The 13,930-nt window shown below is 69.1% G+C and carries 14 protein-coding genes and 1 tRNA gene; 8 read left to right on the forward strand and 7 right to left on the reverse strand.

Features of this window, described 5'->3' with window-relative positions; genetic code table 11:
- Positions 1–18 precede the first annotated feature (18 nt).
- The 6 genes from ACYVO6_RS21555 (at position 19) to ACYVO6_RS21580 (ending at position 5,022) form a co-directional block, all read left to right on the forward strand.
- Positions 19–744: a DNA methylase gene (locus ACYVO6_RS21555; RefSeq protein ID WP_461063438.1), complete on the forward strand. Its 726-nt coding sequence runs from the start codon at positions 19–21 to the stop codon at positions 742–744.
- Positions 741–1,646, forward strand: a complete 906-nt coding sequence (locus ACYVO6_RS21560; protein ID WP_461063440.1) for a bifunctional DNA primase/polymerase — start codon at positions 741–743, stop codon at positions 1,644–1,646. Before ACYVO6_RS21555 ends, ACYVO6_RS21560 begins: the two co-directional genes overlap by 4 nt.
- Positions 1,643–2,017 carry a hypothetical protein gene (locus ACYVO6_RS21565; protein WP_461063442.1) on the forward strand — a complete coding sequence of 125 codons (375 nt, stop codon included), beginning with the start codon at positions 1,643–1,645 and terminating at the stop codon, positions 2,015–2,017. The genes ACYVO6_RS21560 and ACYVO6_RS21565 overlap by 4 nt, the downstream gene beginning before the upstream one ends.
- Positions 2,014–3,267: a DUF3631 domain-containing protein gene (locus ACYVO6_RS21570; RefSeq protein WP_461063444.1), complete on the forward strand. Its 1,254-nt coding sequence runs from the start codon at positions 2,014–2,016 to the stop codon at positions 3,265–3,267. The genes ACYVO6_RS21565 and ACYVO6_RS21570 overlap by 4 nt, the downstream gene beginning before the upstream one ends.
- A gap of 184 nt (positions 3,268–3,451) precedes the next feature.
- On the forward strand, positions 3,452–3,661 hold the full coding sequence (locus ACYVO6_RS21575; RefSeq protein WP_461063446.1) for a helix-turn-helix transcriptional regulator: 210 nt from the start codon (positions 3,452–3,454) through the stop codon (positions 3,659–3,661).
- Entirely contained in the window at positions 3,658–5,022 is a 1,365-nt protein-coding gene (locus ACYVO6_RS21580) for a tyrosine-type recombinase/integrase (RefSeq protein WP_461063448.1), read from the forward strand. Before ACYVO6_RS21575 ends, ACYVO6_RS21580 begins: the two co-directional genes overlap by 4 nt.
- A gap of 154 nt (positions 5,023–5,176) precedes the next feature.
- On the opposite strand, the gene ACYVO6_RS21585 is transcribed toward ACYVO6_RS21580, so the two are convergent.
- Positions 5,177–5,258: transfer RNA gene (locus ACYVO6_RS21585), tRNA-Tyr, on the reverse strand.
- A 200-nt stretch (positions 5,259–5,458) separates the two neighbouring features.
- Here ACYVO6_RS21585 and ACYVO6_RS21590 point away from each other — a divergent pair.
- On the forward strand, positions 5,459–5,947 hold the full coding sequence (locus tag ACYVO6_RS21590; RefSeq protein WP_328771052.1) for a YajQ family cyclic di-GMP-binding protein: 489 nt from the start codon (positions 5,459–5,461) through the stop codon (positions 5,945–5,947).
- A gap of 87 nt (positions 5,948–6,034) precedes the next feature.
- Here ACYVO6_RS21590 and ACYVO6_RS21595 read toward each other — a convergent pair whose 3' ends face one another.
- Positions 6,035–6,301: a GlsB/YeaQ/YmgE family stress response membrane protein gene (locus tag ACYVO6_RS21595; protein WP_461063450.1), complete on the reverse strand. Its 267-nt coding sequence runs from the start codon at positions 6,299–6,301 to the stop codon at positions 6,035–6,037.
- 190 nt (positions 6,302–6,491) lie between these two features.
- Between ACYVO6_RS21595 and ACYVO6_RS21600 the strand changes: the two genes are divergently transcribed.
- On the forward strand, positions 6,492–7,832 hold the full coding sequence (locus ACYVO6_RS21600) for an APC family permease (protein ID WP_461063452.1): 1,341 nt from the start codon (positions 6,492–6,494) through the stop codon (positions 7,830–7,832).
- A 337-nt stretch (positions 7,833–8,169) separates the two neighbouring features.
- Here ACYVO6_RS21600 and ACYVO6_RS21605 read toward each other — a convergent pair whose 3' ends face one another.
- From ACYVO6_RS21605 to ACYVO6_RS21625, 5 genes are all read right to left on the reverse strand, one after another.
- Complete coding sequence (locus ACYVO6_RS21605; RefSeq protein WP_461063454.1) at positions 8,170–9,303, reverse strand: barstar family protein; 1,134 nt, start codon at positions 9,301–9,303, stop codon at positions 8,170–8,172.
- Between the two features lie 12 nt (positions 9,304–9,315).
- Positions 9,316–9,714, reverse strand: a complete 399-nt coding sequence (locus tag ACYVO6_RS21610; RefSeq protein WP_461063456.1) for a YccF domain-containing protein — start codon at positions 9,712–9,714, stop codon at positions 9,316–9,318.
- On the reverse strand, positions 9,711–10,574 hold the full coding sequence (gene htpX / locus ACYVO6_RS21615; protein WP_461063458.1) for a zinc metalloprotease HtpX: 864 nt from the start codon (positions 10,572–10,574) through the stop codon (positions 9,711–9,713). Before htpX ends, ACYVO6_RS21610 begins: the two co-directional genes overlap by 4 nt.
- A 259-nt stretch (positions 10,575–10,833) precedes the next feature.
- Complete coding sequence (locus tag ACYVO6_RS21620; protein WP_461063460.1) at positions 10,834–12,357, reverse strand: NADH-quinone oxidoreductase subunit N; 1,524 nt, start codon at positions 12,355–12,357, stop codon at positions 10,834–10,836.
- Positions 12,354–13,928, reverse strand: coding sequence for an NADH-quinone oxidoreductase subunit M (locus ACYVO6_RS21625; protein WP_461063462.1), 1,575 nt, complete (start codon positions 13,926–13,928; stop codon positions 12,354–12,356). Before ACYVO6_RS21625 ends, ACYVO6_RS21620 begins: the two co-directional genes overlap by 4 nt.
- Positions 13,929–13,930 lie beyond the last annotated feature (2 nt).

Genomic DNA, 13,930 nt, shown 5'->3' on the forward strand with positions numbered 1-13,930 from the left:
GAACTGGAGACCTCCAGCATGACCCACCCCACAGACTTCCGGCGAGCAAGTGGCCCACGGCCGCGCCTGCTGGATCTGTACTCGTGCGCCGGCGGCGCCGGCATGGGCTACACACGTGCCGGGTTCGACGTGCACGGCGTCGACATCGCCGACCGGCCCAACTACCCCTTCCCGCAGTACCGGGGGGATGCCCTCGAACACCTCGCCCGCCTCATCGAGTCGGGTGAGATCGAGCGGTACGCGTTCGTCCACGCCTCCCCGCCGTGCCAGCACGGCTGCGCACTGACCGTGGGCACCAACCTTTCCCAGGGATGGGGCGGCGCCCACGTCGACCTGGTGGCGCCCACTCGCGCCCTGCTCGACCGGACGGGCCTGCCGTACGTGATCGAGCAGCCCAACGGCCGTGCGAAGATCCGCAAGGACCTGACCCTGTGCGGGGAGATGTTCGGGCTCGGGGTCATCCGCCACCGCAACTTCGAGTTGGGCGGCTGGACGGCCCCACGGCCGGCGCACGTCGCCCACCGCGGGCGGGTGCGCGGTTGGCGGCACGGCCAGTACTTCGACGGCCCGTACGTGGCCGCGTACGGCAATGGGGGCGGCAAGCCGTCGATCCCCGAACTCCAGTCGGCCATGGGCATCACGTGGACCGACGTGCGCGAGGAACTGACCGAGGCCATCCCGCCCGCCTACACGGAGTGGATCGGCCGCGCATTCCTCCACAGCGTCGTGGAGGCGGTCGCATGAGGGAGATCCTCCTCAGCGCCGCCCTGACAGCCGCCGGCCGCGCCTGGCGCGTCCACCCGCTGCGGCCCGGCGGCAAGGGCTCCGCGCTGCACGGTGAACGCGCCTGCCCCCGGACCGGGGAGTGCGCGATCGGGCACCTGAAGTGGGAACAGCGCGCCACCAACGACCCGGACCGCATCCGCGCGGCGTGGACCGCGGGCCCGTTCAACGTCGGCATCGCCACCGGGCCTTCCGGCCTGCTGGTGGTCGACCTGGACGTACCCAAGGAGAAAGACGGGCAGGGCAGTTCGGACGCGCCTGACGGCGCGACGTCCTTTGCGGCGCTCTGCGAGCGCGCCGGAGTGCCATGGCCCGCCACCTACACGGTGCGGACGCCCAGCGGCGGCCTGCACCTGTACTTCCACACGCCGCACGGCGTCCATCTGCCCTGCACCACGAAGTCCGTGGCGTCGAACGTAGACACCCGTGCGTGGGGCGGCAACATCGTGGCCGCGGGCAGCGTCACCGTCGCGGGCGCGTACGAGGTGGCCGACGATGCCCCCGTGACGGGCCTGCCCGGATGGCTCCTGCGCCACCTTCAGACCGCGCCCAAGCCCGCCCCGGCACCCGCCGCCCCGCTCCTCATCCCGGGCCAGGCCACCCGCCGCGCGGCGGTGGCCCTGGAACGCGAGACAGCGCGGGTCAGGAAGGCCCCGGAGGGACAGCGGCACAAGCTGCTGCTCACCCGCACGATCGCCATCGGGCGGTTCGTCGTCTGGGGCGAGATCGCCCGAGACGTGGTCGAGGAGGCATTTGGGGCGGCCGGTGAGGCGGCCGGACTACCGGAGGGCGAGTGCCGCGCGACGATCCGCGACGCGCTGGCCTACTCCGCCCGCACCTGCCGCGCTCGGGAGACGGCATGAGCCACAACCCGCCCCGCCCGCAGCCCAAATGCCGTCCCGACACCGCCGATCGGCCGGACTCCGCCAACACCGCGGTACCCCCGGCCCAGGAGTGCGGCCGAGAAAAGACCGCCCGTCAGGGCGTCCTTTCAGCCCTTTCCCCCGAGCAGTCCCCGAGCGCCCCGCCACGTGGTGACGGGCGTTTCCCCGTGGCGTGGCTGTACATCCGCGCACCCCGCGGCGCCACCCCCACGGCCACCTCGAAGTGCGAGTGCGGCCGGGACCGCAGCGCCATCGGCCACCACAAGGTGCTCGCCCTGATCGCCGACCACACCGCGCACCGAGACGTCTGCCCACTCCGTACCACCCAGGAAGGGAGGAACGCCGCATGATCAGCACCAACCAGCCCGTGCCGTCCATCGACGGCGCGGCCCTGCTCGACGAGGTCGAAGCGTTCCACCGACGCTTCAACGTCTTCCCCACCGAAGCCGCCTACGTCGCCGTCACCCTGTGGGACGCGCACGCGCACCTGATCGACGCGTTCGACGGCACCGCCCGCCTCGCGTTCCTCTCCCCGGAGCCGGGATCGGGCAAGTCCCGCGCGCTGGAGATCGTGGAAACCCTCACCCCCCGCGCGTCGACCACGGTCAACGCATCCGCCAACGCCCTGTTCCGGCTCGTCGAGGCCGATGAGGGCACCCCAACCCTCCTCTTCGACGAGATCGACACCGTGTTCGGCCCCAAGGCCGGAGACAACGAGCCCGTACGCGGCTTCCTGAACTCCGGATACCGGCGCGGCGGCAAATCACTGCGCTGCGTCGGGGACGGCGCCAACCAGAGTGCGGGATGGTTCTCGTCCTTCTGTGCTGTCGCCATGGCGGGGCTCGGTTCGCTGCCGGACACGATCCTGACGCGCTCGATCATCATCCGCATGCGCAAGCGCGCCCCCAACGAGACGGTCGAGTCCTACCGCCGGCGCATCCACGAGAAGGAGGGCAACGCCCTGCGCGACCGGCTCGCGGAATGGGCCGACACCGTCCGCGACGACGTCGCCAACGCCTGGCCGGTCATGCCCGAAGGGGTCTCCGACCGCCCGGCCGACGTGTGGGAACCGCTGCTTGCGGTCGCCGACGCGGCTGGCGGGCACTGGCCGGAGCGGGCCCGTTCCGCCTGTGTGGAGCTGGTCCACGCCAGCCAGGACAACGACGAAGCCTCGTTCGGGATCCGGCTGCTGACGGACCTGCGGGACAAGGTGTTCTGTGGCGCTGACCGCATGTCTACCGCCGTCATTCTCGAATGCCTGCTCGGCATGGACGACGGACCGTGGGGCGACCTGGACGACAAGCCGATCAACTCCCGCACCCTGGCGAAGTTGCTCGGACAGTACGTCACGTCGGCGAACAAGCCGATCAAGCCGCGCGGCATCCGCACCACCGCCGGCACCTTCCCCAAGGGCTACTACGCCGAAGACCTCCAGGACGCGTGGGCGCGGTACTGCCCCCCTCCCCCCGGAGAGTCCGCCACGTCCGCCACGTCCGCCACACCGCAGGTCAGCGGGGGTGAAAGTGTGGCGGATCCGCTTCCCGGCATCCGCCACGCGCCCCCGGAAACCGCCACGCGACCGCTGAGGGTCGCTGGCTGACCAGCACGGATGTACCGGTGCCGCCACGCGCTCGCGTGGCGGCACCTATCCGCCACACAACCGCCGTCCGCCACAAATCCAAGCCGCTGACCTGCGATGTGGCGGCGTGGCGGACGTGGCGGATCCCCCAGAGGCCTCGAAGCCTCTCCTTCACTGCCTCCTTCTGTCCCAAGGAGATCTCGGCATGGCTACCTCTTCCCGCCGACGTCGCTCCCCCAAAGACGAGCTGATTCCGCTGAGCGACGCGCTGATCGAACTCGGCATCACCCGCGCTACCTGGTACCGCTGGCGCAACCGCGGCTACGGGCCAGAGGCGAAGCGCACCCAGACCGGCCGCATCTGTGTGCGCCGAAGTGTCCTGGACGCCTTCAAAGAAGAACTGGAAGCCGCGTGACTGAGTGGAGCTACACAGTCAAGATCTGGGCCATCCGCAAGCGCGACTACCGGAAGCCCTACCAACTCCGCTGGAAGGTAGGCACACGCCCGCACTCGGAGTCGTTCCTCACGCTGGGCCTGGTGGAGAGCCGCCGGGCCCAGCTCATTACGGCAGCCCGCGAGGGTGAGCCGTTCGACGTGGACAGCGGACTGCCGAAGTCCATGGTCGTCAAGGATCGGGACATCTCGTGGTACGAGCACGCTCGCAACTACATCGAGATGAAATGGGACGACTCCCCCGCCTCCACGCGTCGGACTCTGGCCGAAGCCATGGCCACGGTGACGCCCACACTGGTGAAGGACACCAAGGGCATGCCCGACGCCGGAGTCGTACGCACCGCCCTCTATAGCTGGGCATTCAACAAGAACCGCTGGGAGGAAGACATCCCGGACGACGTCGCCAAGGCGCTGGACTGGTTCAAGCGCAAGTCGCTGCCCACGTCCGCACTCTCCGACCGCGTGCTCGTACGGGCCACCCTGAACGCTCTCTCCAAGAAGCTGGACGGCAAGACGGCTGCGGCTGGCACGATCCGGCGGAAACGAGCGATCTTCCACAACGCCCTGGAGTACGCGGTGGAGGCTGAACTACTCACCGAAAACCCGCTCACGCGCATCAAGTGGAAAGCGCCGGAGCAGGTGGAAGAGGAGGTGGACCCGGCCTGCGTGCCGGACCCCGAGCAAGCCGCCAAGCTCTTGGCCGCCGTACGAGACCAGAGTCCCCGTGGTCGCCGTCTGGTGGGGTTCTTCGGTTGCATGTACTACGCCGCGGCCCGGCCAGCGGAAGTCATCGGTCTACGGCTCCAGGACTGCGATCTACCGCGTCGTGGGTGGGGCACGCTGCGGCTCAGGGAGACGCGGCCCCGGTCGGGCTCGGCGTGGACGGACAGTGGCGAAGCCCACGACACGCGTGGGCTGAAGCACCGTCCGCGGAAGGCAGTCCGACCGGTCCCCATCCCGCCCGAATTGGTCGCGCTGCTGCGGTGGCACGTCACGGCGTACGGCGTGGCACCGGACGGACGTCTGTTCCGCACTCAGCGCGGTGGGCTGATCCAGGACACGGGTTACGGCGAAGTCTGGGCAGTAGCGCGATCGCGGGCCCTGACACCGGCGCAGTGCGAATCGTCGCTGGCGAAGCGTCCTTATGATCTTCGCCACGCGGCTGTGTCCACATGGCTCAGCTCAGGCGTGGAACCTCAGCTCGTGGCCAAGCGCGCCGGCCACAGTGTCGGCGTCCTCTTCCGGGTGTACGCCAAGTTCCTCAGCGACGGAGACGAGGCCGCGAACGCCAAGATCTCTGCCCGCTTGGGGCGGCACGGCTGACGGGCCGGGAAATCCCGTCCACGCCCCGTCCACGCACTTCGAGACGGGACGTTCGAATGCGAGACAGAGCGAGACAGTACGGCCGTCGCGAGAGCACATGACAAAGGGCCCCTGGCCTGCGGTTTCCGCAGGCCAGGGGCCCTTTGTTGTCGTGTGGCGGCGCCAGGATTCGAACCTGGGAAGGCTGAGCCGGCAGATTTACAGTCTGCTCCCTTTGGCCGCTCGGGCACACCGCCGGGGGTTGCTGCCCTTCGAACCGCCTTTCGGTGGTGCTCCGTGGCAACGACGTAAACGATACCCGATGCCCAGGGGTGCTTCGCCACCCGATTGATCGCCGCTCGGAGGGTGGGGGTGGCTAGGCTTATGCGGATGCGGCCGGGACCGATGCCGGGCTCGACGGCCGCCCCACGCACCCCGATACAAGGAGCCACAGGACATGGCCGACTCCAGTTTCGACATCGTCTCGAAGGTCGAGCGGCAGGAGGTCGACAACGCCCTCAACCAGGCCGCCAAGGAAATCTCGCAGCGCTACGACTTCAAGAACGTGGGCGCCTCCATCTCCTGGTCCGGCGAGAAGATCCTGATGGAGGCGAACTCAGAGGAGCGGGTCAAGGCCATCCTCGACGTCTTCCAGTCCAAGCTGATCAAGCGCGGCATCTCGCTGAAGGCCCTGGACGCGGGCGAGCCGCAGCTCTCCGGCAAGGAGTACAAGATCTTCGCCTCCATCGAGGAGGGCATCTCCCAGGAGAACGCCAAGAAGGTGGCGAAGATCATTCGCGACGAGGGCCCGAAGGGCGTGAAGGCCCAGGTTCAGGGCGATGAACTGCGGGTCAGCTCAAAGAGCCGCGACGACCTGCAGGCCGTGATCGCACTGCTGAAGGGCAAGGACTTCGACTTCGCGCTGCAGTTCGTGAACTACCGGTGACATCGCGCTTGTTGCGCGTACGGGGAAGGGTGGGCACCGTCGGTGCCCACCCTTCCCGCCTGCTGGCTGCGGTTTGAGGGTGCGTACTCAGTTGCGCGAGTTGCCGAACAGGAGACGGTAGGCGACCAGCAGGACGAGTGAGCCGCCGATCGCGGCGGCCCAGGTCGCGCCGTCGTAGAAATCCTTGCTGATCGGGTGGTCCAGCCAGCGGGCGGATATCCAGCCGCCGATGAACGCGCCCGCAACTCCGATGAGCGTCGTGCCGATGAAGCCGCCCGGGTCGCGGCCCGGCAGCAGGAACTTGGCGATGGCGCCGGCCAGCAGCCCCAGAATGATCCAGCTGATGATGCCCATACCGTGATCCTGTCCCTCCGTGCTGTGCCCGTGCTGTGATCTTGCTCCCGCCAGGCTGTGTTCATGCCGCTCATGTGCTGCTGTTCGCGGCTTCGCCTGTACTGCGGTTCTTGTCGTTGTTCGTCTGTTGTTGCTGGGGAGGACGCCCGTGCAGCGTCGGCCGGTTGCACTGATCAGTAGGGTGCGGCTCATGACACAGTCCGGTTCTGGTCACCCCGGCTCGTCGCCGTCCGGTCCGGGTGCCTCCCGTGCGGGGCAGCCCGGCTCGCCGCAGCCCGAAGCGGGGCTACGGCGGACGCTCGGCGTCGGCGACGCCGTGGTCATCGGCCTCGGGTCGATGGTCGGCGCCGGGATCTTCGCCGCCCTCGGGCCCGCGGCACATGCGGCCGGGTCCGGGCTGCTCCTCGGCCTGGGCGTCGCCGCCGTCGTCGCGTACTGCAACGCGATGTCGTCGGCGCGCCTCGCCGCCCTGTACCCCGCCTCGGGCGGGACGTATGTGTACGGGCGGGAGCGGCTCGGGGAGTTCTGGGGCTATCTGGCAGGCTGGTCGTTCGTCGTCGGCAAGACCTCCTCGTGTGCGGCGATGGCGCTCACCGTGGGCGCATACGTCTGGCCGGGGCAGGCGCACGCGGTGGCGGTCGGAGCCGTGGTGGCGCTGACCGCCGTGAACTACGGCGGTGTGCAGAAGTCCGCGTGGCTGACGCGGGCGATCGTGGCGGTGGTTCTCGCGGTACTCGCTTCCGTGGTGGTCGTGTGTCTCTCTTCCGGGGACGCCGACGCCAGCCGGCTCGACGTGGGGGTCTCCGGGGGCGGGGGTGGTGTGCTTCAGGCGGCCGGCCTGCTGTTCTTCGCCTTCGCGGGCTACGCGCGGATCGCGACGCTCGGCGAGGAGGTACGGGATCCGGCGCGCACCATTCCGCGCGCGATCCCTCTGGCGCTGGGCATCGCGCTGTTGGTGTACGCGGCTGTGGCGGTGGCTGTCCTTTCCGTGCTGGGGTCGGGCGGGCTCGGGCAGGCGATGGCGCCGCTGGCCGACGCGGTACGGGCGGCTGGTGTGCCAGGGCTCGTCCCGGTCGTACGCGTCGGTGCCGCCGTAGCGGCGCTCGGCTCACTCCTCGCGCTGATCCTGGGGGTGTCGCGTACGACGCTGGCCATGGCCCGCGACCGGCATCTCCCGGGCACGCTGGCCACCGTGCATCCGCGCTTCCAGGTGCCTCATCGGGCGGAGCTGACCGTCGGCGCGGTGGTCGCCACGCTAGCCGCGACGGTGGATGTGCGAGGTGCTATCGGCTTCTCCTCCTTCGGTGTGCTCGTGTACTACGCGATCGCCAACGCCTCGGCCTGGACGCTCCGTTCGGACTTCGTGGCGCGCGTCGGGCCGGCGGTGGGGGCAGCCGGGTGCGTCACGCTCGCGTTCGCCTTGCCGGGGGTGTCGGTGGTTGTGGGCGTGAGTGTGCTGGGTGTGGGGGCAGCTGCGTATGGAGGTCGGAAGTGGCTGGCCTCGCGCCGGGGCGGGCGGGACTCTGGCTAGCGCGGATCGGCTGAGCGTACGAGGGGCGGCGCGTGGCGCTCGTCGTACGACCGAACAGGCGGCAGGCGACAGGGCAGCACTTGCCGTCGGCCGAGCGCAGGCTTGTCCTGACCCTGGCAGGACGAACGACGCCCGGAGTAGATGCCTTGCAGGGCACGCTACGGAGGTGCGTTCGCGGGCTCGGGGAGTGAAGGTCGGCGCCAGGGCCTTGGGGTGCGGGCCTCAGTGGCGACACGCGTCGTCAATTGCTCGATCTCGGTCATGGGTTCATGATGCAGGGCGCCACTGACAATCGGGCGGGCTGTGGATAACCGGGCTGTGGACAAGTGGTGCCGAGCTAGGCGAGGCGGACGTCGATGCCTTTGGCCGCAAGGAATTCGAGGAGTTCCTCGAAGGTCCAAGGCCGGTTGTCGATATGCGGCGTGAGGCCGAGGCAGGTGCGGGCGACCTCCGCGTCGTGCCAGACCAGCTTGAAGGGCCACCCGGCTCCCCAGCCGCCGCAGAGGCAGTCGGCCAGGGCGTCGAGACCCCAGCCGAAGTAGCCCCCGGGTCCGTTCACCGCCTCGCCGAGCGCGCAGAAGAAGCCTGGCTCGTCGGTGATGTGACGGCCGTCGAGGTGGTACGTGCCGCCGGGCGCAGCGTCGGGTTGGTGCGCGACGTGGTTGTCCCGCACCGTGTCGAGCCAGTAGCGGCGTCCCTCTGTGCCGCACCGCGCCCAGGAGTTGGGCAGGGCCGGGCGTCCGTCCTCCCACAGCTCCCAGACCTCCTGGGCAGCGGTCGGCGGCCGCTCGGACCACGGCTCCAGCGTGAGGTCCACCAGGCCGCGGCCGGATGGGATCCAGGCGATGAGCTCGCCCTCGACGGCGGTCTGAATGGCGCGGCCGGATGCGTCGAGGCGGATCAGCTTGGCGTGCCCCAGGTCCTCCTCGCCCGCGTCGAGCGCCGTATGCAGGGCTCCTTGCGGGGAACAGCCGAGCAGCCGCACGGACGGTTCGACCAGGTCCGGCCGACTGTTCTCGACGTACGCCAGGTCCCGGCAGCTGCCCCGTGCCTCGTCCTCCGCGCCGAGCAGCCGGTAGCCCGGGGAGAGCGGCGGGCACTGCGGATAGTCGAACGAGTTGTGCGGGGCCTGGCGCGCCTCGATCGTGATGTCGAGCAGTGACATGTCACGCGCGCACGGGCGGTCGCTGAGGACACGTACGTCCTCCAGACACCACTCGTCGACCCGCTCGCCCTTCTTGTCGAGGATCTGCAGAGCGAGGAAGCCGAGCGGTGCCGAGCCATCGGCACGCGCGCGTGCCAGGGCGGTACTCAACGCCCCTTCGGGCGCGCAGCCCAGCAATTCGTACGTCCCACGCGCGGGAGGACGCGGATCGCCGAAGAGGTTCTCGGCGTCCGCACACAGGGCCCAGATCTCGGCGTCCTCGGCCTCGACGTCGTAGGCCGCCAAGGCGTACTTCGGCTGCCGCACCCCCGCGCCGCTCTACCAGCGCGACGTCGCGAACGGCTGGTCCGTACGCACGATTTCGCGCCCCAAGGGGACCAGCGAAACCGGGATCAGCTTGAAGTTGGCGATCCCCAGGGGGATGCCGATGATCGTGACGCACTGAAGGACACCAGTGACGATGTGGGTGAGGGCGAGCCACCAGCCCGCGAGGATCAGCCACAGGATGTTGCCGATGAAGGAGGCCGCGCCCGCACCAGGCCGCTCGACCGTGGTGTGTCCGAACGGCCATAGGGCGTAGACGCCGATACGGAAGGCCGCGATGCCGAACGGGATGCCGATGATCGTGATGCACAGCAGCACGCCCGCGAACAAGTAGCCGAGGAATAGCCAGAAGCCGCTCAGTACGAGCCATATGACGTTCAGGATTGTCTTCACTGGTGGCGACCTGCCATCTGCTCGAGCCGGGCAATGCGCTCCGCCATCGGCGGATGCGTGGAGAACATCCTGGACATCCCCTGGCCCGGACGGAAGGGGTTTGCGATCATCATGTGGCTTGCGGTCTCGATGCGTGGCTCGGGAGGCAGCGGAAGCTGTTTCGTGCCCGCTTCGAGCTTACGCAGGGCGCTCGCGAGGGCCAGCGGGTCACCGGTGAGCTGGGCGCCGGACGCGTCGGCCTCGTACTCCCGGGAGCGGCTGATGGCGAGTTGGATCAGGGACGCGGCGAGCGGGCCCAGGATGATGATCATCAGCATCCCCAGGAGTCCGGGGCCCTCGTCGTCGTCGGAGCGGCCGATCGGGATCAGCCAGGCGAAGTTGACCAGGAACATGATCACGGAGGCGAGGGCGCCGGCGACCGACGAGATCAGTATGTCGCGGTTGTAGACGTGGCTCAGCTCGTGGCTGATGACGCCGCGCAACTCACGCTCGTTCAGGATCCGCAGGATGCCGTCGGTGCAGCACACGGCCGCGTTGCGCGGGTTGCGGCCCGTCGCGAAGGCGTTGGGGGCCTCGGTCGGTGAGATGTACAGGCGGGGCATGGGCTGGCGGGCCTGCGTGGAGAGTTCGCGCACCATTCTGTAGAGGGCCGGGGCCTCGAACTCGCTCACCGGGCGTGCGCGCATCGCGCGTAGCGCCAACTTGTCGCTGTTCCAGTATGCGTACGCGTTCGTGCCGATCGCGATGAGCAGCGCGACGACGAGGCCCATACGCCCGAAGAAGCTGCCGATGACGATGATGAGTGCGGACAGTCCCCCGAGGAGTACGGCGGTCCTGAGCCCGTTGTGCCGGCGGTGCACGGTACGCCCTCCAAGTTGTGCGGCAGGGGAACCCTTTGCTTGCTGATCTCTGTCACTGATTCCGTGCTTCCACGGTCCAGTGGACCCTCCCTTACTGGTCAACGCCAGGCGGGAAGTCCTAGTTCCCTTGTGCGCGCTGCGGAGCGGGTGGGCCGTCCGGGTGAGTGCGGCAACGCCTGGCACACGCGCGTGCGGTTCGGGTGCCCCACGCGCGCGTGCCGGATGCCGCCAGCGGCTCAGAAGGGGCGCGTGTCGCGGCTCAGAAGAGGCCGGTGTCCGAGAAGCGCAGGGCCAACTGGGGTGCTCCGGAGAGGGCGACTCCCAGGACTGCGGTCAGTGCGATCGCGGCGGTCAGCGGGGCCGGGACGCGGTGCCTTTCGGGTTCCCCTTCGGGGGCGCGGAACAGGAGCGTCGTCCACTGGAGGTAGTAGAAGAGCGCGATCACGACGTTGACGGCCATGACCACGGCGAGCCAGCCGAGGCCCGCGTCCACGGCTGCCGAGAAGACGGTGACCTTGGCGAAGAGGCCGATGATGCCCGGCGGCAGGCCCGCGAGGCAGAGCAGGAAGAAGCCCAGGACGAGCGCGGAGAGAGGGCGTGAGGCGTACAGGCCGCGGTAGTCGCTGATGCGGTTGAGCGGCTTCGTACGGGCCACGAGGGCGGCAACGGCGAAGGCGCCGAGGTTCACGGCGGCGTACATCAGGGCGTACGCGACGGTGGAGCCGATGGCCTTCTCGGCGTCCTGGGAATACGCGGCGGCGGCGATCGGCACGAGGAGGTAGCCGGCCTGGCCGACCGAGGACCAGGCGAGCAGCCGTACCGCGCTGTACGCACGCGTGGACTGCTGCCGCAGGGCGCCCACGTTGCCGATGGTCATGGTGAGCGCGGCCAGGGCGGCGAGTGCCGGGCCCCAGACGTCGGCGTACGACGGGAGGGCGATCACTGTGACGAGGATCAGCCCGGAGAAGCCGACCGCCTTGCCGACGACCGACAAGTAGGCGGCGACCGGCAAAGGTGCCCCTACGTAGGTGTCGGGCACCCAGAAGTGGAAGGGCACGGCGGCCGTCTTGAAAGCGAAGCCGACGAGGGTGAGGACGACGCCCGCCTGGGCGAGTGTATGGAGTTGTCCGTCGACGTTCTGGATCTCGGTGGCGATCTCGGTGAGGTACAGGGTGCCTGTAGCGGCGTAGATGAAGCTGACGCCCATGAGGCTCACGGCGGTCGCGGTGACCGAGGACAGGAAGAACTTCAGGGCCGCTTCGGAAGACTTCCTGTCACCGCGTCTGATGCCGACGAGGGCGAAGGCGGGCAGCGAGGCGACTTCCAGGGCGACGATCAGGGTCGCAAGGTCGCGGGAGGCGGGCAGCAGGGCGGCACCGGCGGCCGAGGAGAGCAGCAGGAACCAGAACTCCCCTTCGGGGAGTTCCCTGTTGGCGTCCTTCAGTGCGGTGACGGAGAGAAGGGCCGCCAGGAGGGCCCCGCCGAGGACGAGGAACTGGATGACGAGCGTGAACCGGTCCGCCGTGTAGCTGCAGACGTCCGCGTCGCCGGTCAGGCAGAAGGTGGAGCGGTCGCCGTCCAGCAGGGGCAGCAGCATCAGTGCGGACGCGGCGAGTCCGGCGACGGAGAGCCAGCCGAGCAGCGCCTTCTTGGCGTCGCCCACGAAGAGGTCGACGACGAGCACCACGAGGCCGACGACCGCCGCGATGGTGGGTGGTGCGATCGCGAGCCAGTCGACGGACTGGACCAGGGACTCGGCCAGAGGCTGGGCCAGGGAGCTCATCGGGTGCCTCCTGCAAGGAGCTGCTGCACGGCCGGGTCGGTCAGGCCGAGAAGAGCCTTGGGCCAGAGTCCGGCGAGGACAGTGAGGGCGACGAGCGGGGTCCAGGCGGCGAACTCGTACGTCTGGACGTCGGCGAGCCCGGGGCTCTCCTGCGGAGCGACGCCCATGCAGACGCGGCGTACCACGATGAGCATGTACGCGGCGGTGAGCAGTGTGCCGAACGCGGCGATCGCCATGAAGGTCAGGAACGCGGGTCGGCTGAGGTCGTCGGCGGGATCGAACGCGCCGAACAGCGTCAGCATTTCGCCCCAGAACCCGGCGAGGCCCGGCAGCCCGAGCGAGGCGACGGCACCGAAGGCGAGCAGGCCGCCGAGGCGCGGGGCCTTGCCGTAGAGGGAGGCGCCGGTCTTCTCCGCGAGCGTGTCGAGGTCGGTCGTGCCCGTACGGTCCTTGAGGGCGCCGACCAGGAAGAACAGCAGGCCGGTGATGAGTCCGTGGGCGATGTTGGCGAACAGCGCGCCGTTCACGCCGGTCGGGGTCATGGTCGCGATGCCAAGGAGTACGAAGCCCATGTGGCCGACGGAGGAGTACGCGATGAGGCGCTTGAGGTCGCCCTTCGCGCCCTGCTTCGCGAGGGCGAGGCAGGCGAGGGATCCGTAGATGATCCCGACGACGGCAAAGGCAGCGAGGTAGGGCGCGAAGGTGCGGAAGCCGTCGGGTGTGATGGGCAGCAGAATCCGGACAAACCCGTATGTACCCATCTTCAGCAGAACACCGGCCAGCAGGACCGAGCCGACGGTCGGTGCGGCGGTGTGGGCGTCCGGCAGCCAGCTGTGCAGCGGCCACATCGGGGTCTTGACCGCGAGCCCGATTCCGATCGCCAAAACGGCGATGACCTGCGCGGATGCGGTCAGCGACCGGCCGTTGTCAGTGGCGAGTGCCATCATGTCGAATGTGCCGGACTTGAGCCCGACGAGGAGCAGGCCCAGCAGCATGACGACGGAGCCGAGCAGTGTGTAGAGGATGAACTTCCAAGCGGCGGCCAGCCGTTGTTCACCGCCCCAGCGGGCGATGAGGAAGTACATCGGGATGAGCACCATCTCGAACGCGAGGAAGAAGAGCAGAAGGTCGAGGACGGCGAAGGTCGCGAGGGTGCCGGACTCGAGGACGAGCAGGAGCGAGACGAAGGCTTTCGGGGTCGGGCCCGAGGGCATTTTGAAGTAGGAGTACAGCGCGCAGAGGAAGGTCAGCAGCGCGGTCAGGACCAGGAGGGGGAGGGAAATGCCGTCGGTGCCGAGGTGGATCCGCACGTCGAGTGCGGGGATCCAGCTGATGTCCGTCGTGGCCTGCATCTTCGACGGCTGGTCGTGGTCGAAGCCGAGCGCGAGGACGATCGCGGCGATGAGCACGGCGCCGGTGACGGTGACGCCGTGGCGCAGCACGGCCTGCTCGGGTGACTTCCCCTTCAGCCCCGGCGGGGCGGGCAGGAGAGCGGCAGCGGCACCGAGGAGTGGGCCGACGACGATGAACGCCAGAAGGAACTGCATCACGGACTCGCTGATATCGATCACGC

The sequence above is a fragment of the Streptomyces pseudoechinosporeus genome, from assembly GCF_054783935.1.